The following is a 26,102-nucleotide window of genomic DNA, read 5'->3' on the forward strand; positions in this document are numbered from 1 at the left end:
TCGCAGGGTGCCGGGGTGACCATCTCATTAAGGGACCCGCCGTAAAGGCGGAAGGGGCCAGTAGCGCCGCTACATCCTTCGGATCAGCCACCCAATCACAGAGCCCCAATCCCAAATCCCCAACCCCACTCCGCCAACCCCACCAATCTGTGAAGAACCCAAAAACGGGACTGTCAGCCTTGCCTAAGGCCCGATGATCGGGCACCGTGCCGCTACGCCGAATCATAAGGATACAAATTCATGTCACATTCCCTAGCCGGCACATTGGCCCACGGTTTCCTGGGTCAGTCGCCCCGCTGGTACAAGGCGCTGATTGCCCTGTTCCTGGTGCTCAACCCCTTGCTGCTCACCACTGCAGGCCCCGTAGCCGCAGGCTGGACACTGGTGATCGAGTTCATCTTCTGCCTGGCCATGGCGCTCAAGTGCTACCCGCTGATGCCCGGCGGCCTGCTCTTGATCGAAGCGCTGGTCCTGGGCATGACCTCGCCGGAGGCTCTGTACGAGGAACTGCTGCACAACTTCCCCGTGATCCTGCTGCTGATGTTCATGGTCGCCGGCATTCACTTCATGAAGGAACTGCTGCTGTTCGTGTTCTCGCGCATCCTGCTCGGGGTCCGCAGCAAGGCCGCGCTGTCGCTGCTGTTCTGCGTATTGTCGGCGTTCTTGTCGGCGTTTCTCGATGCCCTGACCGTGACTGCCGTGATCATCAGCGCCGCTGTCGGTTTCTACGCCGTTTACCACCGTGTCGCATCGGGTACCAACCCACGCGAGGACAGTGCCGTGGACAGCGACCAGCGTATTCATGGACTGCATCGCGACGACCTCGACCAGTTCCGCGCCTTCCTGCGCAGCCTGCTGATGCACGGTGCCGTCGGTACCGCACTGGGGGGTGTCTGCACCTTGGTCGGCGAACCACAGAACCTGCTGATCGGCCATGAGATGAGCTGGCATTTCGTCGAGTTCTTCCTCAAGGTGGCACCGGTGTCGCTGCCGGTACTGGCTGCCGGCCTGGTCACCTGCGTGCTGCTCGAGCGCTTTGCCCTGTTCGGCTACGGTATTCGACTGCCGGAGAATGTCCGCCAGGTACTGGCAAACTGCGCCAAGGAAGACGACGCGGCACGAACCCAGGCCCAGCGACTGGCGCTGTGGGTGCAGGGTCTGGCGGCGCTGATCCTGATCGTGTGCCTGGCCCTGCATGTGGCCGAGGTGGGCCTGATCGGCCTGATGGTGATCGTGCTCATCACCGCCTTCACCGGCATCAACGACGAGCACCGCCTGGGCCGCGCGTTCCAGGACGCCATGCCGTTCACCGCACTGTTGGTGGTGTTCTTCGCGGTGGTAGCTGTGATCCACCAGCAGCAGTTGTTCACCCCTCTCATCGAATGGGTGCTGGCCCTGCCGGCCGAGCAACAGCCGGGCATGCTGTACCTGGCCAACGGGCTGCTGTCGGCCATCAGCGACAACGTGTTCGTCGCTACCATCTACATCACCGAGGTCAAGCAGGCCTTCCTCCAGGGCAGCATGAGCAAGGAACACCTCGAAACCCTGGCCGTGGCGATCAACACCGGCACCAACCTGCCCAGTGTCGCTACGCCCAACGGGCAGGCCGCGTTCCTGTTCTTGCTGACCTCGTCGATTGCACCGCTGGTGCGGCTGTCGTACGGGCGCATGGTCTGGATGGCGCTGCCGTATACCTTGGTTATGGGCGGTCTGGGCTGGTGGGCGGTGACCTACTGGCTGTGATCGTCAGCCGCACTTTTGCCCGTGCCGCGCGGTCGAAATTCACGTCCCCCTTGCAAGGAGTTTGATCATGGCTCTGCGTACCGCCCTGCTTCTATCCTGTATCAGCCTGGCACTGGTCGGTTGCGCCGGCTCCGCCGATGAAACGCGCAACCCACCCACCACTCAGCAGGTCGACCTGCAGCGCTATCAAGGCACCTGGTACGAGCTGGCTCGGTTGCCGATGTTCTTCCAGCGCAACTGCGTGAAGTCCCAGGCGCACTATGCACTGCGCGAAGACGGCCGCATCGATGTGACCAATGTCTGCCAGGAAAAGGACGGGCAGACCAATGCAGCCCACGGCACCGCCGAGCCCCAGCAAGCCGGCAAGACCGACAAGCTGTGGGTGCGCTTCGACAACTGGTTCAGCCGCCTGGCGCCGAACCTGACCAAGGGCCAGTACTGGGTGCTGTACCACGACGCGGACTATCGCGTGGCGCTGGTCGGCCACCCCAATCGCGAGTACCTCTGGCTGTTGTCACGGACCGAAACGGTCAGCGACCAGACCCGTGAACGCTTGCTGAGCATCGCCCGTGAACAAGGCTATGACACCAGCAAGCTGATCTGGCGCCAGCAGTGAGCCGCTTGAGGGCGCCATTGGCCTACAATGGCGCCCTCAAGCGTTAAGGAATTCGCCATGGACCTGCAGTTTCTGGGCACCTCGGCCGGCGTGCCCACCAAGGCCCGCAATGTCAGCGCCACTGCCGTCATCGAGGCCAGCGGTCGGCGCTGGTATCTGGTCGATTGCGGCGAAGGCACCCAGCATCGCCTCTTGCATTCGCCCCTTTCGTTGCGCGACCTGAGCGGCATCTTCATCACCCATGTGCACGGCGACCATTGCTTCGGCTTACCGGGGTTGCTGGCCAGTGCCGGAGTGAGCGGGCGCAGCGAGCCGCTCGACCTCGTGCTGCCCGCTGCGCTGCATGAGTGGCTGCGCCTGAGCCTGACAGCCAGCGACAGCTACCTGCCTTTCGAGTTGCGCCTACATGCGCTGGAGGGCTTCTGCGGCTGGCGCAATGCGGTGCTGCAAGTGGAGACCGTGCAGCTGTCGCACCGGGTGCCCAGCGTCGGTTATGTGTTCAGCGAGCTGAACCCGGAACCCCGCCTGGATATCCCGCGCTTGGAAGCCGATGGCGTGGCGAGGGGGCCGTTGTGGGGGGAACTGGCCAGGGGCCAGAATGTGGTGCATGAAGGCCGGACCTTGCAGGCTGCCGACTACCTGCGCGCTTCACGTCCGCCACGGCGGGTGATCGTCTGCGGCGATAACGACCGTCCTGAATTGCTCGCCGAGGTCGCCCGCGACGTGGATGTGCTGGTACACGAGGCCACGTTCACCGAGCCGGTCGTCGCCCGCTCCGGCCTGACTTGGGGCCACAGCACGGCAGCCCAGGTGGCGCGCTTCGCCGAACTGGCCGGGGTGCGCAACCTGGTGCTGACCCACTTCAGCGCCCGTTATCCAAGCCTGGAGAGCATTGCCCAGGAAGCCCAGGCGCATTACCGGGGCAACTTGACGCTGGCGCGGGACCTGCAGCGCTATCACCTGGATCGCGACGGCTGCCTGGTCGCGGCTCAAACGTAGTCGCCCGCCCCTGAAGCAGCCCGGTCGCGCACAGGACACTGGGCCCGATGCAGGTTGAGTGCGGTGTTGATGATGCCGATATGGCTGAACGCCTGGGGGTAGTTGCCCAGCATGCGCTTGCCCGCCGGGTCGTACTGCTCGGCCAGCAGCCCCACGTCGTTGCACAAGCCCAGCAGGCGCTCGTACAGCGCCTGGGCCTGTTGCTGGCGGCCAAGCAGCACGTAGACATCCGCCAACCAGAACGAACAGACCAGAAAGGTACCTTCGCCTGGGGTCAGGCCATCGCTGCAGCTGTCGGTGTCGTAGCGCAACAGCAGGCCGTTCTTCAGCAGGCGCTGCTCGATCTGCGCCAGAGTCTCGACGAAACGAGGGTCGTGGGCAGGAAGAAAGCCGGTCAGGGCGATCTGCAACAGGCTGGCATCAATCTCGTCGGAACCGTAGGCCTGCACGAAAAACCGCCCCGTGGCGTCCAGGCCGTGACTGCAGACCTCGTGGTGAATCTGGTCGGCGATCTGCCGATAGTGTCGTCCCTGCTCGCGGCCCTCTTCGGTGGTTTCGGCCAGGCCTGCGGCCCGGTCGAACGCGACCCAGGCCATGACTTTCGAGTGCACGAACTGCTGAGGGCCACCCCGCACTTCCCAGATGCCTTCATCCGGCTCGCGCCAGATGCGCTCCAGGTACGGCAGGATCAAACGGGCGATGGAGGCGCTGCGTGGATGACGCGGCAGGCCTCCCTTGATCGCCTGGCTCATGGCATCGGCCAGCTCGCCGAAGATATCCAGTTGCAGTTGCTGGGCCGCGGCGTTGCCTACGCGTACCGGTTGCGAGTGCTCGTAGCCGGCAAGCCAGGGCAACTCGAACTCATGCAGGTCGCGCTCACCCGCCAGGCCGTACATGATCTGCATCTGCTCGGCGTTGCCGGCCACCGAGCGCAGCAACCACTCGCGCCAGGCCTGGGCTTCATCGAAATAGCCCAGGTTCATGAACGCCAGCAAGGTCATGGTGGCATCGCGCAGCCAGCAGAAGCGGTAGTCCCAGTTGCGCTCGCCACCCACCCGCTCGGGCAGCGAGGTGGTCACGGCGGCCACGATGCCGCCGGTCGGTGCGTAGGTCATGGCCTTGAGGGTCAGCAACGAGCGTCGCACCACGGCACTGTAGGGGCCGACGTCCGGGCATCGGGCGGCGAAAGCCTGCCACTGGGCGATGGTCTGCTCCAATGCACGCTCGATGTTGCAGTCCGGTTGCACCGGCAGGTGCGAAGGTTGATGGCGCAGGCTGAACACCTGACGCTCGCCGGCACTGACGCGAAACCGCGCCACGGTGTGGTGATCCATACCGTGGGCCTCGACCGTGCTGCACAACAGCAAACGGTCGGGACCGGCGACGGCGCTGAGGGTCAGCGGGTCGAGCTTTTCCACCCAAGGCACGCTGCGCCCGTAGTCGAAGCGCATCACCAGATCCATTTCGAAGTTGATCTCGCCCGACAGGCCCTCGACGATGCGCACCACCGAATTGACCTCGCCCAGCGGCATCAGGTCGAGCACCCGGGCACGGCCACCGGCGGTGACCCAGGTAGTCTCCAGCACCAGTGTGTCGTCCAGGTAGCGGCGCGTGCTGCGCTCGACGTCATCGCTGGGCGCCAGACGCCAACGGCCGTTTTCCTCATTGCCGAGCAACGCTGCGAATACCGCCGGAGCGTCGAAGCGCGGCAGGCACAGCCAGTCGAGGGAGCCGTCACGGCTGACCAGGGCGGCACTGCGGCAATTGCCGAGCAAGGCGTAGTCTTCGATTGGAGCAGGCATCGAGTCTCCTTGGTTGAATGCCGGGATGGCGGGCATCAGCTGCGGTTACGGCCCAATGGCTGCCACTCGCGCTTGTCCTTGGCCAGAAGGTCGTCGGCCGCCTTCGGCCCATCTTGCCCGGCGGGGTATTCATGCACCTCACCGCCCTTGGCCCAGGCCTGCAGGAACGGCTGCACCGCGCGCCAGCCGTTCTCGATGTTGTCGGCCCGCTGGAACAAGGTCTGGTCGCCGGTCAAGCAGTCGTAGATCAGGGTTTCGTAGCCGGTGGCCGGGGTCATGTTGAAGTAGTCCTTGTAGGCGAACCCCAGCTCGACGTTTTCCACCACCACTTCAGGCCCCGGCCGCTTGGCCTGAATGGCGAAAGCCATGCCCTCGTCGGGCTGGATCTGAATCCTCAGGAAGTTGGGCTTGGGTCGCTCCAGGGCCGACTGGCGGAACTGGGCATAGGGTGCCGGCTTGAAGCAGATGACGATCTCGGTGTCGCGCACGCTCATGCGCTTGCCGGTACGCAAGTAGAACGGCACCCCGGCCCAGCGCCAGTTGTCGATCATCACCTTGAGCGCCACGTAGGTTTCGGTCTGGCTGTCGGCTGCCACGTTGGGCTCCTGGCGATAACCGGGCAGACGCTTGCGCCCCTGCTTGCCGGCGCTGTATTGACCGCGCACGGAGTTTTTCAGCGCCATGGTCGGCGACCAGGGGCGCACCGCGCCGATGACCTTGGCCTTTTCACTGCGCACGGCATCGGCGGCGAACGCCGCCGGTGGCTCCATGGCCACCATCGCCAGCAACTGGAACAGGTGATTGGGCACCATGTCGCGCAGCGCGCCGGTGCTGTCGTAGAACGCGCCGCGGGTCTCCACACCGACGGTTTCGGCGGCGGTGATCTGCACGTGGTCGATGTAGTGGTTGTTCCAGAACGACTCGAACAGACCGTTGGAAAAACGGCTGACCAAGATGTTCTGCACCGTTTCCTTGCCTAGGTAGTGGTCGATGCGGTAGATCTGCCGCTCGCCCATGACCTTCAACAGGCAGGCATTGAGCGCCTCGGCACTGGCCAGGTCGGTGCCGAAGGGTTTTTCCACCACCACCCGGCGAAAACCCCCTGCGGACTCATCGAGCAGGCCGGCCTGGCCCAGGCGCTGGGCCACTTCAGGAAAGAACCGCGGCGCGGTGGCCAGGTAGAAAATCGCGTTGCCATGGCGGGTGGCATCGATGCGCTTGGCCAGAGCGGCATAGGTCTCGGGGTCGAGGAAGTCGCCGGTCTGGTAGTCCAGGCACTTGGCCAGCCGCGCCCAGCGTTTCTCGTCCAGGCACTTGCCGGCGCAGTCGCCAGCCTGATCGCGCTCGCGCATGAAGCCATACAGGTGCTCGACGAACCCCTCGCGGTCCGAGGCGTTGTGATCGACGCCGACGATGCGCAGGTTGCGATCCAGCAGGCCGTCGCGGCTGAGGTTGTACAGCGCCGGCATCAGCAGGCGCTTGACCAGGTCGCCGCTGGCGCCGAACAGGAACAGCGTGCACGGCGGCGCAGTGCGCGGCTTGCGTGGATTCATTCGGCTTTCTTCTCGACGTGGCCGCCAAAGCCCAGGCGCATGGCCGAAAGGATCTTGTCGCCGTAGGTGCCCTGCTGCTGGCGCGAGCGGAAGCGGGCGAACAAGGCACTGGACAGCACCGGCACCGGCACCGCCTGCTCGACGGCAGCATCGATGGTCCAGCGTCCTTCGCCGCTGTCGGACACCGAACCACTGAACTGTGTCAGTTGTGGATCGGCCACCAGGGCATCGGCGGTGAGGTCGAGCAGCCAGGAGGTCACCACACTGCCTCGGCGCCAGACTTCCGCGATTTCAGCCACATTGAGGTCGAAGCGCTGGTCCTCCGGCAGTTCGTTGCCGCCTTTGCTGCGCAGCAGGTCGAAGCCTTCGGCATAGGCCTGCATCAGGCCGTACTCGATGCCGTTGTGCACCATCTTCACGTAGTGCCCGGCACCGGGCGGGCCGGCATGGATGTAGCCGTGCTCGGCGCGCTGGTGCTCGCCCTCGCGCCCCTGGGTGCGAGGAATGTCGCCAACACCTGGGGCCAAGGCCTTGAACAAGGGCTCCAGGCGCTCGAACACGTCCTTCTCGCCCCCGATCATCATGCAGTAGCCCCGTTCCAGACCCCACACTCCCCCGGAGGTACCGACGTCGAGGTAATGCAAGCCGCGTGTGGCCAGCTCGCCCGCCCGGCGGACGTCGTCCTTGTAGAAGGTGTTACCGCCGTCGATGATCGCATCGCCCGGCTCCAGCAGCTCGGCCAGCTGGGCGATGGTCTGCTCGGTCGGCTCGCCCGCCGGCAGCATCACCCACACCGCGCGCGGTGCCTTGAGCTTCTGCACCAGCGCGCCCAGGTCGTGCGCGCCCTGGGCGCCTTCGCCCTCCAGCGCGGTCACCGCGTCACGGCTGCGATCATGGACCACGGTGCGGTGGCCGGCGCGCATCAAGCGCCTTGCGATATTGCCGCCCATGCGGCCCAGCCCGACGATTCCCAGTTGCATGAGCCGATGCTCCCCTTTCACGAAAAATTAGATGACAACACAGTTCAGGTTTTCAGATTAGTCCAGCGTACCGCACGAGGGTTCAGCGACGAACGGCGAGACAACCATAAACAAAAAAGTTCCCATCGCCTTGGAAAGAATTCACAATGCGCGCCGCATGAAGCGTCTAAGCTTCAACTGTCACCAGCCAAAACCGCGAGGTGTATTCATGGGTACATACATGCCTGCCACTCCAACCCAGACCCTCTATGTCTCCGTGCGCCGCGACGAACTGCGTCAGTTGAAGGATGAGCGTGACCAGTTGCGCCTTCAAGTCGCCCAGCTGAGCATGCTGCTGGAGCAAAAGCGCGCTGACGACAAATCCGTCAGCCTGTAAGTAACCTCCCCTCCTGCGTGGGAGCTGCCCTGGCTCCCACCCGACCGCAGCGCCTCCCTGCACTAAACCGCCTCAACTGAAGACGACTCACGAATTCGGAAGTCCCCACTACCCGGCGCTACTGAGCTCGGGATCGCTGGTCAGACGGGCGAACGCCGCCTGCGACCGGTGAATGTATCTATTTGTGTACGAACTGCAACCGGACACACAACTCGGCAACAGCTGCCCACGGCAGACACAGACGGGATACAGCGTTCCTCTTTACTGGCTGGCATCAACCGCACCGATGCCCACGCAAGGAGACGCACGATGTTCGCCAGCCACCCCACCACCGCCCCGTCCGCGCCACGCCACCTGACCCGCGCAGCCCTGTTTGCCTGTGCCCTGTTGCCGCTCGGCCTGGCCGCCACCGGCAGCACTTTGGCAGCATCCGCAGCTCCCACGGTCTCGTCCAGCAGCCAGGACACCTTCGGCCCGCTCAAGCACATCAAGGCCGGCGTGCTGGATGTGGCCTACGTCGAGCAGGGGCCGGCCGATGGCCCGGTGGTGATTCTGCTGCATGGTTGGCCATACGATATCCATAGCTTCCAGGAGGTCGCCCCAACCCTGGCCGCCAAGGGCTACCGGGTGCTGGTGCCGTATGTGCGCGGTTATGGCCAGACCCGTTTTCTCTCCGCGCAGACCCCGCGCAATGCTCAGCCTGCAGCACTGGCCAGCGACCTGATCGCGTTCATGGACGCCCTGCATGTGCAGCGCGCCGTGCTCGCCGGTTTCGACTGGGGTGCACGCACCGCCGACATCGTCGCGGCGCTTTGGCCGGAACGGGTCAAGGCCCTGGTGTCGGTCAGCGGTTACCTGATCAGCAGCCAGGAAGCCGCCAAGGCACCGCTGCCACCGAGTGCCGAATTGCAGTGGTGGTACCAGTACTATTTCGCTACCGCCCGAGGCCAGGCCGGCTATGCCGCCAACCGTCACGCCTTCGCCAAGCTCATCTGGCAGATCGCCTCGCCCAAGTGGGCATTCGACGATGCCACTTTCGAACGCAGCGCCAAGGCCCTGGACAATCCCGACCAGGTCGCCATCACCGTGCACAACTACCGTTGGCGCCTGGGCCTGGCCCAGGGCGAAGCGCAGTACGACCCGCTGGAAGCCAAATTGGCCAAGCTGCCGAGCATCAGCGTGCCGACCATCACCCTCGAAGGCGATGCCAACGGCGCCCCACATCCGCCAGCCGAGGCCTATGCCCAGCGTTTCAGCGGCAAGTACGAATACCGCCTGATCGCCGGCGGCATCGGCCATAACCTGCCGCAAGAGGCGCCGCAGGCCTTCGCCAAGGCAGTGGTGGACGCAGATCATCTTTGAACGGCAAGGCGCAGCAACCGGGTCAATTGCTACAGCAAGTTTCACCTGCCAGGCGAAACTCTTCGCGCACGATCCGTGCGGGCCTGGCGGGTGAAGCACCCATTCCATTGCAGCGCGACCCAGGACTGCCGGGGCCTGCGTTTCTTCGCTCAGATTCACGAACGGAAACAGATCTCACATCTGAATGTAGGAATGGTTAACCTACCGCTGTAGGCCGGATAACCAACTTGCGAAATGCCTGTATGAAACCCCAGTTCCGAGCCCGACTTTCGAGCTGTTAGGGTCCGCGCTTCCTACAACGGCACGGATGCCCACGGCAAAGAGAAACAACATGGAACATTTTCACGAAGCAGCACGCGGGCTGCAGAAAACCCTGCTGGACCTGCGCCGCTCCCGCGACCGCCTGCTGGCGGATGGCGAACTGGAAAAAGCCGCGACGCTTGGCCTGCAGATCAGGCAGATGGAGCAGATGCTGAGCAACCTGCCGCCAGCGCTGCGGCCAGCGACCTTGCAGTAAACCTCCGACGCGCTCGTCCGCTCAGCGCCAGCCCTCCAGGCGCATGGTCGCCCGTACCAGGCGCTGCTCTTCCTGTTCGATCTCGCGCAAGTTGTCGCGAATACTATGGATGTGCTCCTTGGCTGCCCGCTGCGCCTGTTCCGGCAGTTGCTCCATCACCGCGTGGTACAGGCGGGCGTGCTGGCGGTCGATCTGGCGTTTTTGCGCCGGCCGGCAGTAAAGGTTGTTGACCGAGGCGAACACGGTGCTCAAGGTCAGGTCGCTGAGGGTCTGCAGGGTGTGAACCAGCACCGGGTTGTGCGAGGCCTCGCTGATCGCCCGGTGAAACGCATGGTCGAGCCGCGCCTGCTCGCGGGGATCGTGCGGCTGCGCATCCTCATGGGCGGCCAGCATGTCGTCGTAGCGGCGTTTGATCAGCAGCCGGTCGACCTCGGTGGCACGTAGCGCGGCCAGACGAGCCGACTCGCCTTCGAGCAAAGCCCGCACCTCGAGCAGGTCGAACAAGGTGCGCGGCTGGGAACTGAACAGGTGCATCAGCGGCGTGGCATTGTCGGCGCGGGTCAGGTCGGCGACATAGGAACCGCGACCATGCTCGGTTTCGACGATGCCCCGGCCCCTGAGCACGCGCAACCCTTCGCGAAGCGCCGAACGCGAACAGCCCAGCTTCTCCACCAGGCGTCGTTCCGATGGCAAGGCCTGACCCACCTTGATCACGCCGTCGACGATCAACTTCTCGATTCGCTCTGCGACCTGGTCGGCGACCTGGACCCTTTCTTGTTTCGTGTGCGGCGAACTGGACATCGCAACCTCTTGTTCACTGGTAGGACCAGTTGTCAGTGGGCAAGGCGCTTTCATCAAGATCCTAGCCCCGAAAGCCCCCAAGCATCCACCTCTTCACCTGACAGCAGGAAAAAAGTGGTAGGACCAGTGAACCCGCCCCTCGACGTCAGCTGTCCCAGGCCGCAGTCTCGAAGACGTTCAGCGTGGAGCCGCAGACCTTGGTCTGGGCTCGTCATAACAAAACACAAAAGCGAGCACCATGAACATTCTCTACGACGAGCGCGTCGACGGCGCGCTCCCCCGGGTGGACAAGGCAATGCTGCTCGATCGCCTGCGCTCGGCCCTGCCCGACCTGGAGATCCTGCACACCCTCGAAGACCTGCGTCCCTACGAGTGCGACGGCCTGTCGGCCTATCGCGTGGTGCCGCTGCTGGTGGTGCTGCCCGAACGCCTCGAACAGGTGCAGGCGCTGCTCAAGCTGTGCCACGCGCTGAACGTGCCGGTGGTGGCACGCGGTGCCGGTACCGGGCTGTCCGGCGGCGCGCTGCCGCTCGAACAAGGCATCCTGTTGGTCATGGCACGCTTCAATCGCATTCTCGAAATCAATCCCGAAGGCCGCTTCGCCCGCGTTCAACCTGGGGTACGCAACCTGGCCATCTCCCAGGCGGCAGCGCCCCATGGCCTGTACTACGCGCCCGATCCTTCCTCGCAGATCGCCTGCTCGATCGGCGGCAACGTGGCCGAAAACGCCGGTGGCGTGCACTGCCTGAAATACGGCCTGACCGTGCACAACCTGCTGAAGGTGGACATTCTCACCATCGAGGGCGAATGCATGACCCTGGGCAGCGATGCCTTCGACGCGCCGGGCTTCGATCTGCTGGCGCTGTTCACCGGCTCCGAAGGCATGCTCGGCGTGGTCACCGAGGTCACCGTCAAACTGCTACCCAAGCCACAGGTGGCGCGGGTACTGCTGGCCAGCTTCGACTCGGTGGAAAAAGCCGGGCGAGCGGTGGCCGACATCATCAGCGCCGGGATCATCCCCGGTGGTCTGGAGATGATGGACAACCTGTCGATCCGCGCCGCCGAAGACTTCATCCACGCCGGCTACCCGGTGGACGCTGCGGCCATTCTGCTCTGCGAGCTCGATGGCGTGGAGGCCGATGTGGAGGACGATTGCCAGCGGGTCGAGGCAGTGCTCAAGGCTGCCGGGGCCACCGACGTGCGCCTGGCCTGCGACGAGGCCGAACGGGCGCGGTTCTGGGCCGGGCGCAAGAACGCCTTCCCCGCCGTCGGACGCATCTCGCCGGACTACTACTGCATGGACGGCACCATTCCGCGCCGGGCGCTGCCCGAGGTGCTCACCGGTATCAGCACGCTGTCGGAAACGTTCGGTCTGCGGGTGGCCAACGTATTCCATGCCGGCGACGGCAACATGCACCCGCTGATTCTGTTCGATGCCAACCAGCCCGGCGAACTGGAGCGCGCCGAGGCCCTGGGCGCTCGCATCCTCGAACTGTGCGTAGCGGTGGGCGGCAGCATCACCGGCGAGCACGGCGTGGGCCGCGAGAAGATCAACGCGATGTGCGCGCAGTTCAGCAGCGACGAACTGACCCTGTTCCATGCCGTCAAGCACGCCTTCGACCCCCAGGGCCTGCTCAACCCTGGCAAGAACATTCCGACCCTGCACCGTTGCGCCGAGTTCGGCTCGATGCACGTGCACCACGGCCAACTGCCGTTCCCTGAACTGGAGCGCTTCTGATGCGACACGATCACGACGCCAGCGTGGCGCTGCTGGAGCAGGTCAACCAGGCGCTCAACGAACGCACCCCGCTGCGCATCCAGGGCGGCAACAGCAAGGCCATGCTCGGCCGCCCGGTCCAGGGCGAGGTGCTCGACACCCGCGTGCACCGCGGCATCGTCAGCTACGACCCGACCGAACTGGTGCTCACTGCCCGAGCCGGTACGCCGTTGGCGGAAATCGAAGCGGCGTTGCAGGCCCAGGGGCAGATGCTGCCTTTCGAGCCACCGCACCTGGGCCCTGAGGCGACCCTGGGCGGCATGGTCGCCGTGGGCCTGTCCGGCCCTCGTCGGCCATGGGCCGGTTCGACCCGCGACTATGTGCTGGGCACCCGGGTGATCACTGGCCACGGCAAGTTGTTGCGCTTTGGCGGCGAGGTGATGAAGAACGTCGCCGGCTATGACCTGTCACGCTTGATGGCCGGCAGTTTCGGCTGTCTGGGGCTGCTGGTCGAGGTGTCGCTGAAGGTGCTGCCCAAGCCACGCGCGTGCCACAGTCTGCGCTTGCCGATGGATGCCCATCAGGCCCTGGGCGAGCTGGCCGAATGGGGTCAGCAGCCGATACCGATCAGCGCCGCCTGCCACGACGGCGAGGCCCTGCACCTGCGCCTGGAGGGCGGCGAAGGTTCGGTGGCTTCAGCCGTCGACCGGCTCGGCGGCCAGGCACTGGACAGCCGGTACTGGGCCGAACTGCGCGAGCAACGCCTGGGCTTCTTCGCCGGCGACGAACCGCTGTGGCGGCTGTCGCTGCCGAACAACACGCCGCTGCTGAACCTGCCGGGCAGACAGTTGCTCGATTGGGCCGGCGCCCAGCGCTGGCTGAAGTCCGATGCCCCGGCGCAGACCATTCGCGCGGCTGCGGCCCAGGTCGGAGGTCACGCGACCTTGTTCCGCCAGGACCCGGAGCCTTTCCAACCACTGGCCGAACCGCTGTTGCGCTATCACCGCAACCTCAAGCAGCAACTCGACCCCCAGGGCATCTTCAACCCTGGCCGTCTGTACGCCGACGTCTGAGAGCGCGCCATGCAAACCGATCTGAGCGATTACGCCAAAAGCCTTCCTCGCGCCGAGGAAGCCGAACGCATTCTGCGTTCGTGTGTGCACTGCGGTTTCTGCACCGCCACCTGCCCGACCTACCAGTTGCTCGGCGACGAACTGGACGGGCCGCGCGGGCGCATCTACCTGATCAAGCAGGTGCTCGAAGGCCAGGAGGTGACCGCCAAGACGCAAAGCCACCTAGACCGCTGCCTGACCTGTCGCAACTGCGAAACCACCTGCCCTTCGGGCGTGGAGTACCACAGCCTGCTGGACATCGGCCGTGCGGTGGTCGAGGAAAAGGTCCCGCGCCCGCTCGGCCAACGCCTGCTGCGCGAAGGTCTGCGCAGCGTGGTGCCCCGGCCTGCGCTGTTCAAGGCCTTCACGCAGACCGCCAAGGCGTTGCGCCCGCTGTTACCACACACCCTGCAAGCCAAGCTGCCGCGCCATGCACCGCCAGCCAAGCCGCGCCCGCAGCGTCAGCATGCGCGTCAGGTGCTGATGCTCGAAGGCTGCGTGCAACCGAGCCTGTCGCCCAATACCAATGCCGCCGCCGCCCGTGTGCTCGACCGCCTGGGCATCTCGGTGACCGCGGCGCGGGAGGCCGGTTGCTGCGGCGCGGTGGACTATCACCTCAACGCTCAGGACAAAGGCCTCGATCGGGCCCGGCGCAACATCGACGCCTGGTGGCCGGCGATCGAAGCCGGTGCCGAAGCCATCGTGCAGACCGCCAGCGGCTGCGGCGCCTTCGTCCGTGACTACGGCCACCTGCTCGCCGGCGATCCGGCCTATGCCGCCAAGGCGGCCAAGGTCAGCGGCCTGGCCCGCGACCTGGTCGAGGTCCTGCGCGAAGAGCCCCTGGAAAACCTCGGCGTGCACGCCGATCAGCGCCTGGCGTTTCATTGCCCATGCACCCTGCAACATGCTCAAAAGCTCGGCGGCGCCGTCGAGGGTGTACTGGGCCGGCTAGGCTTCAGTCTCACGGCGGTGCCTGACGGCCACCTGTGCTGCGGCTCGGCCGGCACCTATTCGCTGACTCAGCCGGCGCTCTCGCGACAACTGCGGGACAACAAGCTCAACGCGCTGGAAAGCGGTAATCCGCAGGTGATCGTCACCGCCAACATCGGTTGCCAGACCCACCTCGACAGCGCTGGGCGCACGCCGGTGCGCCATTGGATCGAACTGGTGGAAGAAGCCCTTATCTAGGAGATGACCATGCAACGCAAAGCCGTACTGGAACACACCGACGTCACTCGCATCCTTGCCGCTGCCCGCGACGAGGCGCAACGCAACCAGTGGAAAGTGTCGATTGCCGTGGTCGACGACGGCGGCCACCCTCTGGCCCTGGAACGCCTGGATGGCTGCGCGCCGATCGCCGCCTACATCGCCACCGAGAAGGCCCGCAGCGCCGCCCTGGGTCGGCGCGACACCAAAGGCTACGAAGAGATGGTCAACGGTGGCCGCACCGCCTTCGTCAGCGCCCCACTGCTCACCTCGCTCGAAGGTGGCCTGCCGGTCGTGGTCGATGGCCAGGTGATCGCCGCAGTCGGGGTCTCCGGGGTCAAGGCCGAGCAGGATGCACAAGTGGCCGCCGCCGGCATCGCTGGGCTTTGAGCGCGGCAGGTTTGATGCCTGACGTAAGGCGTGCGGCGGCTGTGCGATCGAGCGCCCCTCAGCGAACCGCTTCGTACGTCAGATCCAGGCACTTGCGCGCCTTGTCCACCAACTCATCGACCTCCTCAATGCTGATCACCAACGGCGGCGCGATGATCATGGTGTCGCCCACGGCGCGCATGACCAGCCCATTGTCGAAGCAATGCTGTCGGCAGATCATGCCCACCCCTTTACCTTGATAACGGGCACGCGAGGCCTTGTCCTTGACCAGCTCGATCGCCCCGAGCATGCCCAGACCACGCACCTCGCCCACCAGCGGATGATCGGCCAACGTGCGCAGGCGCTGCTGCAGATAAGGAGCGGTTTTCTCGTGTACCTGCTCGATGATTTTCTCATCCCGCAGGATGCGCAGGTTCTCCAACCCCACCGCCGCTGCTACCGGATGCCCGGAATAGGTGAAGCCGTGGTTGAAGTCGCCACCCTCGGCGATGACCCTGGCCACCTCGTCGCGCACGATCACACCGCCCATGGGGATGTAACCGGAGGTCAGGCCCTTGGCGATGGTCATCAGGTCGGGCTTGAGGTCATAGTAGTCCGAGCCGAACCACTCGCCGGTGCGACCGAACCCGCAGATCACCTCGTCGGCGACGAACAGGATGTCGTACTTGGCGAGGATTTCCTTGATCTTCGGCCAGTAGGTCTGGGGTGGGATGATCACGCCGCCGGCGCCCTGGATCGGCTCGGCGATGAAGGCGGCGACGTTCTCCACCCCGACTTCGAGGATCTTGGCTTCCAACTGCTCGGCCGCCCACACGCCGAAGTCGGCTTCGCTCATGTCGCCGCCCTCGCCGTACCAGTATGGCTGCGGGATATGCACGATGTCCGGAAGCGAGCCACCCTGCTGGTGCATGCCGCTCATGCCACCCAGGCCGGCGCCGGCGACGGTGGAGCCGTGGTAGCCGTTGATACGACCGATGATGACCTTCTTGTGCTTCTGACCCTTGATCGCCCAATAGTGGCGAACCATGCGCAGCACGGTGTCGTTGCCTTCGGAGCCTGAGCCGGTGAAGAACACGTGGTTCATGCCGGCCGGGGCCACATCGGCAATCGCCTTGGCCAGCTCCAATGCTGGCGGGTGGGCGGTCTGGAAGAACAGGTTGTAGTAAGGCAGTTGGCGCATCTGCTGGCTGGCGACCTCGGCCAGCTCATCACGGCCATAGCCGACCGCCACGCACCACAAGCCAGCCATACCATCGAGGATCTTGTTGCCTTCGCTGTCCCACAGGTACACGCCCTTGGCCGAGGTGATGATGCGCGGCCCCTTTTCGGCCAACTGTTTGACGTCGCTGAACGGCGCCAGGTGGTGGTCACGGCTCAGGGCCTGCCAGGCCAGGGTCTGCGAATGTTGTTCACTCATTGACTTCACTCCATCACGTAGTCTTGTCGTTGTAAAAGTGGATTGTTCAGGCGGACTTCAAGAGCATCTGGCGCAGTACCGAGCGCTGCCGGCAGGCCTTGCCGAAGGACTGGAACAGGGTCAGGTAATGCGGGTTATCCATGACCTGATACTCAGGGTGCCATTGCACGGCGAGGGCAAAACCTTTGCTGTTGTGCACCGAGACCGCCTCCACCAAGCCATCCGGCGCCCGTGCCTCCACCCTCAACCCGGGGGCCAGTACGTCGATGCCCTGGCCGTGGATGGAGTTGACGTCGATGACCGCCGGCAAGCCCATGCGGTCGAGCAGCCCGCCCGGTTCGATATGCATCGGGTGGCGCGGACCGTACTGACGCTCGATGGGTTCGCCCTTGACCTCGCGGTGATCCATGAACACGCCGGTTTCGTGGACTTTCTGGTGCAAGGTGCCGCCCAATGCCACGTTCATTTCCTGCAAGCCGCGACAGATACCGAGCACCGGCACACCGGCGGCGATGGCCGCACGCATCAGCGCCAGCGTGGTGGCGTCGCGGAGCGGGTCGTGCTGGGTACCGGCTGCGCTGGCCTGGCCGTTGTAGTGCAGCGGCTCGATGTTGGAAGGCGAACCGGTGAAAATCAGCCCGTCCACCACCTCGAGGATGTCTTCGCAGTCGATCAGCTCGGCGAGGCTAGGAATCACGATGGGCAGGCCGCACGCCGCCGTGGCCGCCGCGCGCGCGTACTTCTCGCTGATGGTCTGGGTCGCATGCTGCTCGATCACGCGGGTGCATGCAGTGATGCCGATAACGGGCACACGGGGCATATCTTCCTCCGGCAAATCCATGTTGCAAGTGGTGTTGAAATAGATGAGAAGCGCTCGTCGCCAGGCCAGTGCCTACAAGAACCAGCGGTACTCGCGCGCATCGATGTGATGCATGAAGTCCAGTTGTTCCTGGTACTTGTTTTCGCAATAGACCATCACGAACTCACTGCCCAAGCCCTGGTTGATCACCGGGTGGTGCCGCATGGCGGCCAGGGCGCTGAGGGCATCCTTGGGAAAGTCGATGCCGCTCTGGCGGTCGTCGTTGAGCGGCGCGATGGGTTCGACGGCGCGCTCCAGGCCGTGCTCCATGCCGGTGAGAATGGCCGCCAGCACCAGGTACGGGTTGGCATCGGCGCCGGCCAGGCGGTGCTCGATGCGCAGGTTGCGCGGGTCGGATTCAGGGATGCGGATGCACGCATCGCGGTCCTCGAAGCCCCAACTGGCCTTGCTCGCGGCATTGACCATGGCGCCGTAGCGGCGGTAGGCATTGTGGTTGGGGGCGAAGATCGGCATGCAGTGCGGCAACAGTTCCAGGCACCCCGCCACCGCATGGCGCAGCTTGCGCTGCTCGGCGTCGGCCAGCAGGTTGTTGCCGGCCTCATCGTACAGGCTCACATGCACATGCATGCCGCTGCCCGGTGCTTCCAGGTAAGGCTTGCTCATGAAGCTGGCGCGGTAGCCGTGCTTCATGGCGATCCCCCGGGTGCTGCGGCAGAACAACGCCGAGCTGTCTGCTGCGGCGAGGGCATCGTCGCTGTGGGCGAAGTTGATCTCGAACTGGCCCGGGCCCAGCTCGGCAGTGATGACGTTGGCCGGCACGCCTTGCTCGTTGGCGCCCTCGACCATCTCGTGGAGCACCTCGGAAAAGCGCGACAGCCGCTCGATGTGCATATTCGGTTGGTCGTCCGGGTCGTCGGTCGCGGTGTCACGCGGAAACTGCGGCAGGCCGTTGTCGAGCTTGCGGTCGAACAGGTAGAACTCGAGCTCGAACGCCACGACCGGGCGAATGCCGCGACTGGCCAGGCGCTCGAGCACGCGCACCAGCACTTCGCGGGGTTCGAACTCGATAGGGTTGGCGGTGCCATCGGAGGTGATCAGCATCTGCGCCAGGGGTGCCTTTTCCCAGCGCACCGGCTTCAGGGTGCCCGGCACCAGGCGCCGCACGGCATCCGGATCGCCGTCGGCGAAGCAATAGTCAGCGATCGGGTACAGGCCCCCTTGGGTGCCCAACAGTACGCAGTTCTGCGGCAACTTCAGCGGCGTGCCGGAGGCGACTTTTTCCAGCATGTCCATGGGATAGCGCTTGCCGTAGAAATGCCCTGGGATATCCAGCGCAATCAGGTCGACATAGCGTACGTCTGGGTACTGGGCGCGGAATGCGCGCACTTCAGCCAACAGATCCGGAAAGATGACACCCATCTTGGGCCCTCGTGAAATTTTTAGAGTTATTTTTCATGAAAAAATACAGTAAAAATTTCACGAGTCAAGCGCCGCGCATGAGCGGCCTTCGTCGTTACCCCGCGACGCTGCCGATGAAGTTCGCCAGTTCCGCGGATCTCGGGGCGGCGAACACCTCACGCGGGTGGCCGGTCTCGTGCACCTTGCCGTGATGCATGAACACCAGTTTGTCCCCCACCTCCCGGGCGAAGCGCATTTCGTGGGTGACCATGATCAGCGTCATGCCTTCCTTGGCCAGTTGGCGGACCACGCCGAGCACTTCGTTGACCAGTTCCGGATCGAGCGCCGAGGTGATTTCATCGCACAGTAAAACCTTGGGCGACATGGCCAGCGCGCGGGCGATGGCGACGCGTTGTTGCTGCCCGCCGGAGAGGCGATCGGGATAAGCGTCGAACTTGTCGCCAAGCCCGACCCTGGCCAGCATCTGTTGCGCCAACTCGCGGGCCTGGGCCTTGTCGACCTTTTTCACCACCTGAGGTGCGAGCATGACGTTCTCGCCCACGGTCAGGTGGGGGAACAGGTTGAATTGCTGAAACACCATGCCGACCTTCTGGCGCAGCGCGCGTAAATCGGCGCGGCTGGCATCGAGGTATTCGCCATCGACCTCGATCACCCCGTCGCTGATCGATTCCAGACCATTGAGGGTCCGCAGCAAGGTGCTCTTGCCCGAACCGCTGCGGCCGATGATGGCGACCACCTCGCCCTCTTCGATGGTCAGGTCAACGCCTTTGAGCACTTGGTGGTCACCGTAGTACTTGTGCAATGCAGACACTCTAAGCAGGGGCATGCAGCCTCCTTTCCAGGTAGCGGGCGCTCAGCGAGAGCGGATAGCAAAGAATGAAATAGCCCACGGCCACCAGGCCGTAGATGAGGAAGGGTTCGAAAGTGGCATTGGCGAGCATGCCGCCGGTCTTGGTCAGCTCGGTGAAACCAATGATCGAGGTCACCGCCGTACCTTTGACCACTTGCACCGAGAAGCCCACGGTGGGTGCGATGGCGATGCGCAGGGCCTGGGGCAGGATCACGTAGCGCAGCTGCTCCAGGCGACTCATGGCCAGGCTGCCGGAGGCCTCCCACTGGCCGCGGGCGATGGACTCGACGCAGCCTCGCCAGATCTCGGCGAGAAACGCGCTGGTGAACAGCGTCAGGGCGATGGCCGCTGCCATCCACGCCGACACATCGATGCCGAACAGGGCGATGCCGAAAAACACCATGAACAGCTGCATGAGCAGCGGCGTGCCCTGGAACAGCTCGATGTAGGCCTTGGCCGCGCCGCGCAGCACGCGATGCTCGGAGATCCGCGCCAGCAGCAGCAACAGGCCGGCGATGCCCCCGCAGACGAACGCCACCAGCGACAGCAACAAGGTCCATTGCAAGCCCACGAGCAGGTTGCGCACGATGTCCCACAAGGTGAAGTCCATTCAACGTCTCCCCATCAGCAGCCGCTGCCCCAGCCAGAGCAGCAACTGACGCACGACGATCGCCATGACCAGGTACAGCGCGGTGGTCAGCAGGTAGGTTTCAAAAGCCCGGAAATTGCGCGATTGGATGAAGTTGGCGGCGAACGACAACTCCTCGGTGGCGATCTGCGAGCACACCGCCGACCCCAGCATGACGATCACGATCTGGCTCGACAGCGCCGGCCAGACCTTGGCCAGCGCCGGCTGCAGGACCACGTGGCGAAACGCCTCGAAGCGGCTCATGGCCAGCGCCGCCGCGGCTTCCAACTGGCCTTTGGGAATGGCCTGGATGCCGGCGCGGATGATCTCGGTGGAATAGGCGCCCAGGTTGATCACCATGGCCAATACCGCGGCCTGCCATTCCGTCAAGCGCACCCCCAGCGACGGCAGGCCGAAGAAGATGAAGAACAACTGGACGATGAACGGCGTGTTGCGGATCAGCTCGACGTACAGGCCGAACAGCGCATCGAACGGCCTCAACCGCCAGGCACGCACGCCGGCACCGACGATGCCGATGGCGACCCCGACCAGGGTGCCGACCAGCGTCAGCTGGAGGGTGAACAAGGCGCCTTTGAGCAACAGGTCGCCCTGGGCCAACACCGGGGCGAAATCGAATTGATAAGCCATGGGTCAACGACTCCCGAGGCCGCTCAGAGATCGGCCGGCAGTGGCTGCTTCAGCCATTTCTCGGCGTTGCGGTTGAGGCTGCCGTCAGCTTTGGCCGCATCGAGGGTGGCATTGACCTTTTCCAGCAAGGCCGGCTCCTGCTTGGCCAGGCCGACATAGACCGGCGAGTCCTTGAGCTTGACCTTCATCACCGGGACCTTGGACGGGTTCTTCTCGGCGATGACCGCCATCACCACACTGCCGCTGGCGATCAGGTCGACCTGGCCCGAGAGGTAGGCGGCGATGGTCGAGTTGTTGTCCTCGAAGCGTTTGATGGTCGCGCCTTTGGGCGCCACGGCGCTGAGCTCCATGTCCTCGATCGAGCCGCGGGTCACGCTGATGGTCTTGCCGGCGATGGCGTCGATGTCGGCGATCGCGGTTTGCTCAGGGCCGAACACCGCCAGGTAGAACGGTGCATAGGGGCGGGAGAAGTCGATCACCGCCTGGCGTTCGGCATTCTTGCCCAGGCTGGAGATCACCAGGTCGACCTTGCCGGTGGTCAGGAACGGAATGCGATTGGTGCTGTTGACGGGAGTGAGGGCCAGCTTCACGCCCAGCTTGTCGGCCAACAGTTGTGCGGTGTCGATGTCCAGGCCGCGCGGCTTGAGATCCGGCCCGACCGAACCGAAGGGTGGGAAGTCCTGGGGCACGGCCACCTTGAGCACGCCACGGGCGGTGATATCGGCCAGCGCATCGGCTTGGGCATGGGAAACGGCCAAGGCGCCGCCGCACAGCAGGGTCGAAAGGAACAGGGAGCGAAGGGTTTTCATGGGAAATGCCTCTGGGGATGCAGTGAAGTGCCTGCCAGCGGAAATTGCACAGGCCATGCCAGCATTGCCCCGATCCCCCTGCACACCCGTAGTTTCGGCGCCCGACGAGGTCTTACTGGTCTGAACAGTTGCGCGGCGCACGCCTCGCTTTCGTGCACCGGCGCACCCGGCTGCGCCACGGCGGCGCAACGCTTGCCAGGGGACCGCGAAAGCCATTACAAAGCGCAGATCGTTGTCCAACTGGTCTGAACAGATGCTCGACACGCTCCCTCGCGCCGTTCCGGAAATTGCCCTGCAAGCCATTCGCCAGCTGATTCGCGACGGTGGCTACCAGCCCGGCGACGCCTTGCCATCCCAGCGCGACCTGGCCGAGCAGCTAGGGGTCAGTCGCGCCTCCCTGCGCGAGGCGCTGTCATCGTTGAGCGCCCTGGGCCTGGTCAGCGTTCAGCCGGGCAAGGGGGTGTTCGTGCAGGAGCCCCCTGCTCCGGCCCCCAGCTTCGCCTGGCCCTATGCCGAGCAGGTCTCCGCCGTCGACACCTTCCAACTGCGCTATGCCCTCGAAGGCTTCGCAGCCGGCCTGGCGGCGCTGTACCTGACCGCTGCTGACATCGACGAGCTCGAAGCCAATGTCGAGGCCATGCGCCAGGAGCTGCGCGCAGGGCGTTTCGACAGCGCCGCCCGCCTCGACTTCGCCTTCCACCAGCGCTTGCTCGAAGCCAGCGGCAACCGCGCCATGCTGCAGGTGATCACCGCCAGTCAGGACATCTTCCTGGAGAGCCAGAAACTGCCGTTCATTCGCCCCGAGCGCGCCATGGAGACCTGGCAGGAACACCGCAAGATCCTGCGTCAGCTCGCCCGCGGCAATCAGGCCGGCGCGCAACGGGCCATGCAGGAGCATATTCGCAATGCGGCCCTGCGCACCGGCGTCGGCTTCACCGCGTAGCGCTGTGCACGATCGCGCACCGTTGTGAGGCATCAGCGGCGCGATCGCAGCGCCCGACCGCCCCACCACAGCTCCATCACGGCCTCTGCCATGCCCCTGCGGCCCTGTGCGCGCCGTTCCGGCATCCTCATTGCAAGGACTCCCTCGCTGGTGCACAACGGTGCGCCATCCAAGTCGGCAGGTGTGGCAAGGAGTGGCTATGACCCGGGCTTTTTTCAACGAGATGTACGATACCAACGGTGGTTGCCGCCCTCACTATCAAGAGTTCTCACGCTGGCTGGCGAACACCCCCCTGGAACTGCTGGAACAACGTCGACGCGAGGCCGACCTGTTGTTTCATCGTGCTGGCATCACCTTCACCTTGTACGGTGACAAACAGGACACCGAGCGCCTGATTCCCTTCGACATCATCCCGCGCAGCATCCGCGCCAGCGAATGGCGCACGGTCGAGCGCGGCTGCATCCAGCGGGTCCAGGCCCTGAACCTGTTCCTCCAGGACATCTACCACGACCAGCGCATCCTCAAGGCCGGCATCATCCCGCCGGAACAGGTGCTGGCCAACGAAGGCTACCAGGTCGCCATGCAGGGCCTGGACCTGCACCGCGGGCTGTACGCCCATGTCGCCGGCGTCGACCTGGTGCGTGACAGCGACGGCAGCTACTACGTGCTGGAGGACAACCTGCGCACCCCCAGCGGTGTCAGCTACATGCTCGAAGACCGCAAGATGATGATGCGCCTGTTCCCCGAACTGTTCGCCGCCCAGCGCATCGCGCCCATCGACCACTACCCCAACCTGTTGCTGGACACGCTCAAGAGCGCCAGCCCGCTGGACAACCCCACCGCCGTGGTGCTCACCCCCGGCCGCTTCAACAGCGCTTACTTCGAACATGCGTTCCTGGCCCGCGAAATGGGCATCGAGCTGGTCGAAGGCGCGGACCTGTTCGTGCGCGACGACCATGTCTACATGCGCACTACCGCAGGCCCCCAGCAGGTGGACGTGATCTATCGCCGCCTGGACGACGATTTCCTCGACCCGCTGTCGTTCAATCCCGACTCCATGCTCGGCGTGCCCGGGCTGGTCGCGGTCTACCGCGCCGGCAACGTCGTGCTGGCCAATGCGGTCGGCACCGGCGTGGCCGATGACAAGTCGATCTACCCCTACGTCGACGAGATGATCCGCTTCTACCTGGCCGAGGAACCCATCCTCAAGAACGTGCCCACCTGGCAATGCCGCAAGCCCCAGGACCTGGCCCATGTGCTGGCCCACCTGCCCGAGCTGGTGGTCAAGGAAACCCAGGGCTCCGGCGGCTATGGCATGTTGGTCGGCCCGGCGGCGAGCGCGGCGCAGATCGAAGACTTCCGGGCGCGGATCAAGGCCCGCCCGCATGCCTACATCGCCCAGCCGACCCTGTGTCTGTCGACCTGCCCGACCTTCGTCGAAAGCGGCATCGCCCCTCGGCATATCGACCTGCGGCCCTTCGTGCTGTCGGGCAGCGAAACCCGCCTGGTGCCCGGTGGCCTCACCCGCGTGGCGCTGCAGGAAGGCTCGCTGGTGGTCAACTCGTCGCAAGGCGGCGGAACCAAGGACACCTGGGTGGTGGAGGACTGATCCCATGCTCTCGAGAACCGCTTCCGACCTGTACTGGATGTCCCGTTACCTGGAGCGCGCCGAGAACCTCGCGCGCATGCTCGAAGTCAGCTATCTGCTGTCGCTGATGCCCCAGGCCGGGCGCAGTGACGGCCACGCCGAACTGGCGATGTCGCTGCTGGCGTCGGGCACGCTGGACGATTACATCCGCCGCCATACCGAACTCGATAGCGAGCGCATGCTGCACTTCTTCGCCCTCGACGCCACCAACCCCAGCAGCATCTATTGCTGCCTGCAGGCGGCCAGGACCAACGCCCATGCGGTGCGTGGGCGGATCACCGCCGACATGTGGGAGAACATCAACGCAACCTGGATCGAAATGCGCAACATCGCCAACAGCGGCTTGGGGCGCTATGGCATCAGCCAGTTCTGCGAATGGGTCAAGGAACGCTCGCACCTGTTCCGCGGCGCCACCTCCGGCACCATCATGCGCAACGACGCGTACAGTTTCATTCGCCTGGGCACCTTTCTGGAGCGGGCCGACAACACCCTGCGCCTGCTCGATGCCCGCTATGAAATGTTCGGCGAGGCCTCCGAGGAAGTCAGCGACGATTCGGCCCGCGGCTACTACCAATGGAGCGCCCTGCTGCGCGCACTGACCTCCTATGAGGCGTTCAACGAGATCTACCGCAACGCGCCCACGGCCCAATCGGTGTCCGAGCTGTTGCTGCTGCGGGTGGACGTGCCCCGCTCGCTGCATGCCTGCATCGAGGAACTCGACCAGATCCTGGCCAGCCTGCCCGGCAACACCGGGCGCCCGGCCCAGCGCCTGGCCGCCGAGCTCAACGCGCGGCTGCGCTACACCGCCATCGACGAGATCATGGACGCCGGCCTGCACCTGTGGCTGACCGACTTCGTCGGGCGTATCAATCAACTGGGTCAGACCGTGCACAATGCCTACCTGGAGGTCATATGAAACTCTCCATCCGCCACGACACCACCTACAGCTACGCCAGCGATGTGAGCAACAGCATCCAGTTCCTGCGCCTCACACCCCGCAGCAGTGAGCGCCAGCGCATCCTCGAGTGGCAACTGGACCTGCCGTGCAAGGTGAACGGCCAGATCGACCCTTACGGCAACATCCTGCACGTGCTGACCCTGGACAAGCCCCACGGCAACCTCGCGCTCACAGCCCAAGGCCTGGTGGAGATCGACCCGGCCTGCGAACAGGAAGCCGGCAGCCAGTCGCCGCTGCCCTTCTTGCGCAGCAGCAAACTGACCCAAGCCGACGATGCCCTCAGGGATTTCGCTGCCAGCCACTGCGGCGCCCGCCGCGACCGGGCGGCGGTGGAAGACCTGATGCGGGCCCTGGCCGATCACATGCCCTACAGCCCTGGCGCCACCTCGGTCGGCACCACCGCCGTCGAGGCCTTCTCCGGGGCGGCTGGGGTCTGCCAGGACCACACCCATGCGTTTCTCGCCTGCGCCCGCAGCCTGGGCATTCCGGCGCGCTATGTGTCGGGCTACCTGTGCACCGAGGACGAGCACCACCTGGCCAGCCACGCCTGGGCCGAGGCCTGGCTGGACGATGCCTGGTACAGCTTCGACATCACCAACCGCCTGACCCGGCCTGAGCGGCACCTCAAGCTGGCCGTCGGCCTGGATTACCTCGACGCCTGCCCGGTGCGCGGCGTGCGCCGTGGCGGCGGCACCGAATCGATGCACGCCAACGTCCAGGTCCAGCACCAATGACGCAACCGGCGCACCTTCGACGCTGAGCCGGGGCGCCGATCACTTTTCAGACAC

Annotated in this window: 25 protein-coding genes; 14 read left to right on the top strand and 11 right to left on the bottom strand. The window is 64.8% G+C overall.

The genetic code is table 11. The annotated features are described in order from the left end of the window. The first annotated feature begins 240 nt into the window (after positions 1–240). From nhaB to KY379_RS24785, 3 genes are all read left to right on the top strand, one after another. On the top strand, positions 241–1,743 hold the full coding sequence (gene nhaB / locus KY379_RS24775; protein ID WP_261241935.1) for a sodium/proton antiporter NhaB: 1,503 nt from the start codon (positions 241–243) through the stop codon (positions 1,741–1,743). Positions 1,744–1,810: 67 nt separating this feature from the next. Then, positions 1,811–2,359, top strand: a complete 549-nt coding sequence (locus KY379_RS24780) for a lipocalin family protein (RefSeq protein WP_261241934.1) — start codon at positions 1,811–1,813, stop codon at positions 2,357–2,359. A 57-nt stretch (positions 2,360–2,416) separates the two neighbouring features. Beyond that, positions 2,417–3,358: a ribonuclease Z gene (locus KY379_RS24785; protein WP_133330485.1), complete on the top strand. Its 942-nt coding sequence runs from the start codon at positions 2,417–2,419 to the stop codon at positions 3,356–3,358. Here KY379_RS24785 and KY379_RS24790 read toward each other — a convergent pair. From KY379_RS24790 to gnd, 3 genes are read right to left on the bottom strand one after another with little or no spacing between them, the layout of a single operon-like run. After that, entirely contained in the window at positions 3,349–5,160 is a 1,812-nt protein-coding gene (locus tag KY379_RS24790; protein ID WP_261241932.1) for a glycoside hydrolase family 15 protein, read from the bottom strand. The two genes, KY379_RS24785 and KY379_RS24790, sit on opposite strands and share 10 nt — an antisense overlap. 35 nt (positions 5,161–5,195) lie before the next feature. Continuing rightward, entirely contained in the window at positions 5,196–6,713 is a 1,518-nt protein-coding gene (gene zwf / locus KY379_RS24795) for a glucose-6-phosphate dehydrogenase (RefSeq protein WP_261241931.1), read from the bottom strand. After that, positions 6,710–7,693, bottom strand: coding sequence for a phosphogluconate dehydrogenase (NAD(+)-dependent, decarboxylating) (gnd, locus tag KY379_RS24800; protein ID WP_133330491.1), 984 nt, complete (start codon positions 7,691–7,693; stop codon positions 6,710–6,712). Before gnd ends, zwf begins: the two co-directional genes overlap by 4 nt. Before the next feature lie 208 nt (positions 7,694–7,901). Between gnd and KY379_RS24805 the strand changes: the two genes are divergently transcribed. The 3 genes from KY379_RS24805 (at position 7,902) to KY379_RS24815 (ending at position 9,948) form a co-directional block, all read left to right on the top strand. Continuing rightward, complete coding sequence (locus KY379_RS24805) at positions 7,902–8,069, top strand: DUF6026 family protein (protein ID WP_165976096.1); 168 nt, start codon at positions 7,902–7,904, stop codon at positions 8,067–8,069. Positions 8,070–8,378: 309 nt separating this feature from the next. Next, the gene (locus KY379_RS24810) at positions 8,379–9,431 is read left to right on the top strand and encodes an alpha/beta fold hydrolase (protein ID WP_261241925.1); all 1,053 of its coding nucleotides are present in this window, start codon (positions 8,379–8,381) and stop codon (positions 9,429–9,431) included. 331 nt (positions 9,432–9,762) lie between these two features. Further along, entirely contained in the window at positions 9,763–9,948 is a 186-nt protein-coding gene (locus KY379_RS24815; RefSeq protein ID WP_261241924.1) for a hypothetical protein, read from the top strand. Between the two features lie 21 nt (positions 9,949–9,969). Here the strand turns inward: KY379_RS24815 and glcC are convergent, their stop codons facing one another. Further along, positions 9,970–10,749 carry a transcriptional regulator GlcC gene (glcC, locus tag KY379_RS24820; protein ID WP_133330498.1) on the bottom strand — a complete coding sequence of 260 codons (780 nt, stop codon included), beginning with the start codon at positions 10,747–10,749 and terminating at the stop codon, positions 9,970–9,972. 238 nt (positions 10,750–10,987) lie between these two features. On the opposite strand from glcC, the gene glcD reads away from it, so the two are divergent. From glcD to KY379_RS24840, 4 genes are read left to right on the top strand one after another with little or no spacing between them, the layout of a single operon-like run. Continuing rightward, positions 10,988–12,487: a glycolate oxidase subunit GlcD gene (glcD, locus tag KY379_RS24825; protein ID WP_133330500.1), complete on the top strand. Its 1,500-nt coding sequence runs from the start codon at positions 10,988–10,990 to the stop codon at positions 12,485–12,487. Continuing rightward, entirely contained in the window at positions 12,487–13,539 is a 1,053-nt protein-coding gene (gene glcE / locus KY379_RS24830; RefSeq protein ID WP_133330502.1) for a glycolate oxidase subunit GlcE, read from the top strand. The genes glcD and glcE overlap by 1 nt, the downstream gene beginning before the upstream one ends. A gap of 9 nt (positions 13,540–13,548) precedes the next feature. Beyond that, positions 13,549–14,766: a glycolate oxidase subunit GlcF gene (glcF, locus tag KY379_RS24835; protein WP_261241921.1), complete on the top strand. Its 1,218-nt coding sequence runs from the start codon at positions 13,549–13,551 to the stop codon at positions 14,764–14,766. Positions 14,767–14,775: 9 nt separating this feature from the next. Then, a complete protein-coding gene (locus tag KY379_RS24840) occupies positions 14,776–15,174 on the top strand; it encodes a heme-binding protein (protein ID WP_133330506.1) in 399 nt (132 codons plus the stop codon). A 58-nt stretch (positions 15,175–15,232) separates the two neighbouring features. On the opposite strand, the gene KY379_RS24845 is transcribed toward KY379_RS24840, so the two are convergent. The 7 genes from KY379_RS24845 to KY379_RS24875 all read right to left on the bottom strand — a co-directional run bounded on the left by KY379_RS24845 (position 15,233) and on the right by KY379_RS24875 (position 21,765). After that, entirely contained in the window at positions 15,233–16,591 is a 1,359-nt protein-coding gene (locus tag KY379_RS24845) for an aspartate aminotransferase family protein (protein ID WP_261241920.1), read from the bottom strand. 46 nt (positions 16,592–16,637) lie between these two features. Continuing rightward, positions 16,638–17,411 carry a gamma-glutamyl-gamma-aminobutyrate hydrolase family protein gene (locus KY379_RS24850; RefSeq protein ID WP_261241919.1) on the bottom strand — a complete coding sequence of 258 codons (774 nt, stop codon included), beginning with the start codon at positions 17,409–17,411 and terminating at the stop codon, positions 16,638–16,640. A gap of 72 nt (positions 17,412–17,483) precedes the next feature. Then, entirely contained in the window at positions 17,484–18,830 is a 1,347-nt protein-coding gene (locus KY379_RS24855) for a glutamine synthetase family protein (RefSeq protein ID WP_133330512.1), read from the bottom strand. Positions 18,831–18,924: 94 nt separating this feature from the next. Continuing rightward, positions 18,925–19,656 carry an amino acid ABC transporter ATP-binding protein gene (locus KY379_RS24860; protein ID WP_261241917.1) on the bottom strand — a complete coding sequence of 244 codons (732 nt, stop codon included), beginning with the start codon at positions 19,654–19,656 and terminating at the stop codon, positions 18,925–18,927. Beyond that, positions 19,643–20,290, bottom strand: coding sequence for an amino acid ABC transporter permease (locus KY379_RS24865; protein WP_133330516.1), 648 nt, complete (start codon positions 20,288–20,290; stop codon positions 19,643–19,645). The genes KY379_RS24860 and KY379_RS24865 overlap by 14 nt, the downstream gene beginning before the upstream one ends. Next, positions 20,291–20,956, bottom strand: a complete 666-nt coding sequence (locus KY379_RS24870) for an amino acid ABC transporter permease (RefSeq protein WP_196172452.1) — start codon at positions 20,954–20,956, stop codon at positions 20,291–20,293. It abuts the gene before it with no gap. 23 nt (positions 20,957–20,979) lie between these two features. Continuing rightward, positions 20,980–21,765, bottom strand: a complete 786-nt coding sequence (locus tag KY379_RS24875; RefSeq protein ID WP_133330520.1) for a transporter substrate-binding domain-containing protein — start codon at positions 21,763–21,765, stop codon at positions 20,980–20,982. A gap of 253 nt (positions 21,766–22,018) precedes the next feature. Here KY379_RS24875 and KY379_RS24880 point away from each other — a divergent pair, with 253 nt between their 5' ends. The 4 genes from KY379_RS24880 (at position 22,019) to KY379_RS24895 (ending at position 26,048) form a co-directional block, all read left to right on the top strand. After that, on the top strand, positions 22,019–22,708 hold the full coding sequence (locus KY379_RS24880) for a FadR/GntR family transcriptional regulator (protein WP_133330821.1): 690 nt from the start codon (positions 22,019–22,021) through the stop codon (positions 22,706–22,708). Positions 22,709–22,907: 199 nt separating this feature from the next. After that, positions 22,908–24,317, top strand: a complete 1,410-nt coding sequence (locus KY379_RS24885; RefSeq protein WP_133330522.1) for a circularly permuted type 2 ATP-grasp protein — start codon at positions 22,908–22,910, stop codon at positions 24,315–24,317. A gap of 4 nt (positions 24,318–24,321) precedes the next feature. After that, a complete protein-coding gene (locus KY379_RS24890) occupies positions 24,322–25,272 on the top strand; it encodes an alpha-E domain-containing protein (RefSeq protein ID WP_133330524.1) in 951 nt (316 codons plus the stop codon). Further along, positions 25,269–26,048, top strand: a complete 780-nt coding sequence (locus KY379_RS24895; RefSeq protein WP_261241913.1) for a transglutaminase family protein — start codon at positions 25,269–25,271, stop codon at positions 26,046–26,048. Before KY379_RS24890 ends, KY379_RS24895 begins: the two co-directional genes overlap by 4 nt. Positions 26,049–26,102: the final 54 nt, after the last annotated feature.

The organism is Pseudomonas sp. HD6422 (assembly GCF_025377065.1).
Taxonomy (GTDB): domain Bacteria; phylum Pseudomonadota; class Gammaproteobacteria; order Pseudomonadales; family Pseudomonadaceae; genus Aquipseudomonas; species Aquipseudomonas putida_U.

Coding starts and splice junctions, on each gene's coding strand:
- nhaB (WP_261241935.1), top strand. CDS start 241: ATGTCACATTCCCTAGCCGGCACATTGGCCCACGGTTTCCTGGGTCAG.
- KY379_RS24780 (WP_261241934.1), top strand. CDS start 1,811: ATGGCTCTGCGTACCGCCCTGCTTCTATCCTGTATCAGCCTGGCACTG.
- KY379_RS24785 (WP_133330485.1), top strand. CDS start 2,417: ATGGACCTGCAGTTTCTGGGCACCTCGGCCGGCGTGCCCACCAAGGCC.
- KY379_RS24790 (WP_261241932.1), bottom strand. CDS start 5,160: ATGCCTGCTCCAATCGAAGACTACGCCTTGCTCGGCAATTGCCGCAGT.
- zwf (WP_261241931.1), bottom strand. CDS start 6,713: ATGAATCCACGCAAGCCGCGCACTGCGCCGCCGTGCACGCTGTTCCTG.
- gnd (WP_133330491.1), bottom strand. CDS start 7,693: ATGCAACTGGGAATCGTCGGGCTGGGCCGCATGGGCGGCAATATCGCA.
- KY379_RS24805 (WP_165976096.1), top strand. CDS start 7,902: ATGGGTACATACATGCCTGCCACTCCAACCCAGACCCTCTATGTCTCC.
- KY379_RS24810 (WP_261241925.1), top strand. CDS start 8,379: ATGTTCGCCAGCCACCCCACCACCGCCCCGTCCGCGCCACGCCACCTG.
- KY379_RS24815 (WP_261241924.1), top strand. CDS start 9,763: ATGGAACATTTTCACGAAGCAGCACGCGGGCTGCAGAAAACCCTGCTG.
- glcC (WP_133330498.1), bottom strand. CDS start 10,749: ATGTCCAGTTCGCCGCACACGAAACAAGAAAGGGTCCAGGTCGCCGAC.
- glcD (WP_133330500.1), top strand. CDS start 10,988: ATGAACATTCTCTACGACGAGCGCGTCGACGGCGCGCTCCCCCGGGTG.
- glcE (WP_133330502.1), top strand. CDS start 12,487: ATGCGACACGATCACGACGCCAGCGTGGCGCTGCTGGAGCAGGTCAAC.
- glcF (WP_261241921.1), top strand. CDS start 13,549: ATGCAAACCGATCTGAGCGATTACGCCAAAAGCCTTCCTCGCGCCGAG.
- KY379_RS24840 (WP_133330506.1), top strand. CDS start 14,776: ATGCAACGCAAAGCCGTACTGGAACACACCGACGTCACTCGCATCCTT.
- KY379_RS24845 (WP_261241920.1), bottom strand. CDS start 16,591: ATGAGTGAACAACATTCGCAGACCCTGGCCTGGCAGGCCCTGAGCCGT.
- KY379_RS24850 (WP_261241919.1), bottom strand. CDS start 17,411: ATGCCCCGTGTGCCCGTTATCGGCATCACTGCATGCACCCGCGTGATC.
- KY379_RS24855 (WP_133330512.1), bottom strand. CDS start 18,830: ATGGGTGTCATCTTTCCGGATCTGTTGGCTGAAGTGCGCGCATTCCGC.
- KY379_RS24860 (WP_261241917.1), bottom strand. CDS start 19,656: ATGCCCCTGCTTAGAGTGTCTGCATTGCACAAGTACTACGGTGACCAC.
- KY379_RS24865 (WP_133330516.1), bottom strand. CDS start 20,290: ATGGACTTCACCTTGTGGGACATCGTGCGCAACCTGCTCGTGGGCTTG.
- KY379_RS24870 (WP_196172452.1), bottom strand. CDS start 20,956: ATGGCTTATCAATTCGATTTCGCCCCGGTGTTGGCCCAGGGCGACCTG.
- KY379_RS24875 (WP_133330520.1), bottom strand. CDS start 21,765: ATGAAAACCCTTCGCTCCCTGTTCCTTTCGACCCTGCTGTGCGGCGGC.
- KY379_RS24880 (WP_133330821.1), top strand. CDS start 22,019: ATGCTCGACACGCTCCCTCGCGCCGTTCCGGAAATTGCCCTGCAAGCC.
- KY379_RS24885 (WP_133330522.1), top strand. CDS start 22,908: ATGACCCGGGCTTTTTTCAACGAGATGTACGATACCAACGGTGGTTGC.
- KY379_RS24890 (WP_133330524.1), top strand. CDS start 24,322: ATGCTCTCGAGAACCGCTTCCGACCTGTACTGGATGTCCCGTTACCTG.
- KY379_RS24895 (WP_261241913.1), top strand. CDS start 25,269: ATGAAACTCTCCATCCGCCACGACACCACCTACAGCTACGCCAGCGAT.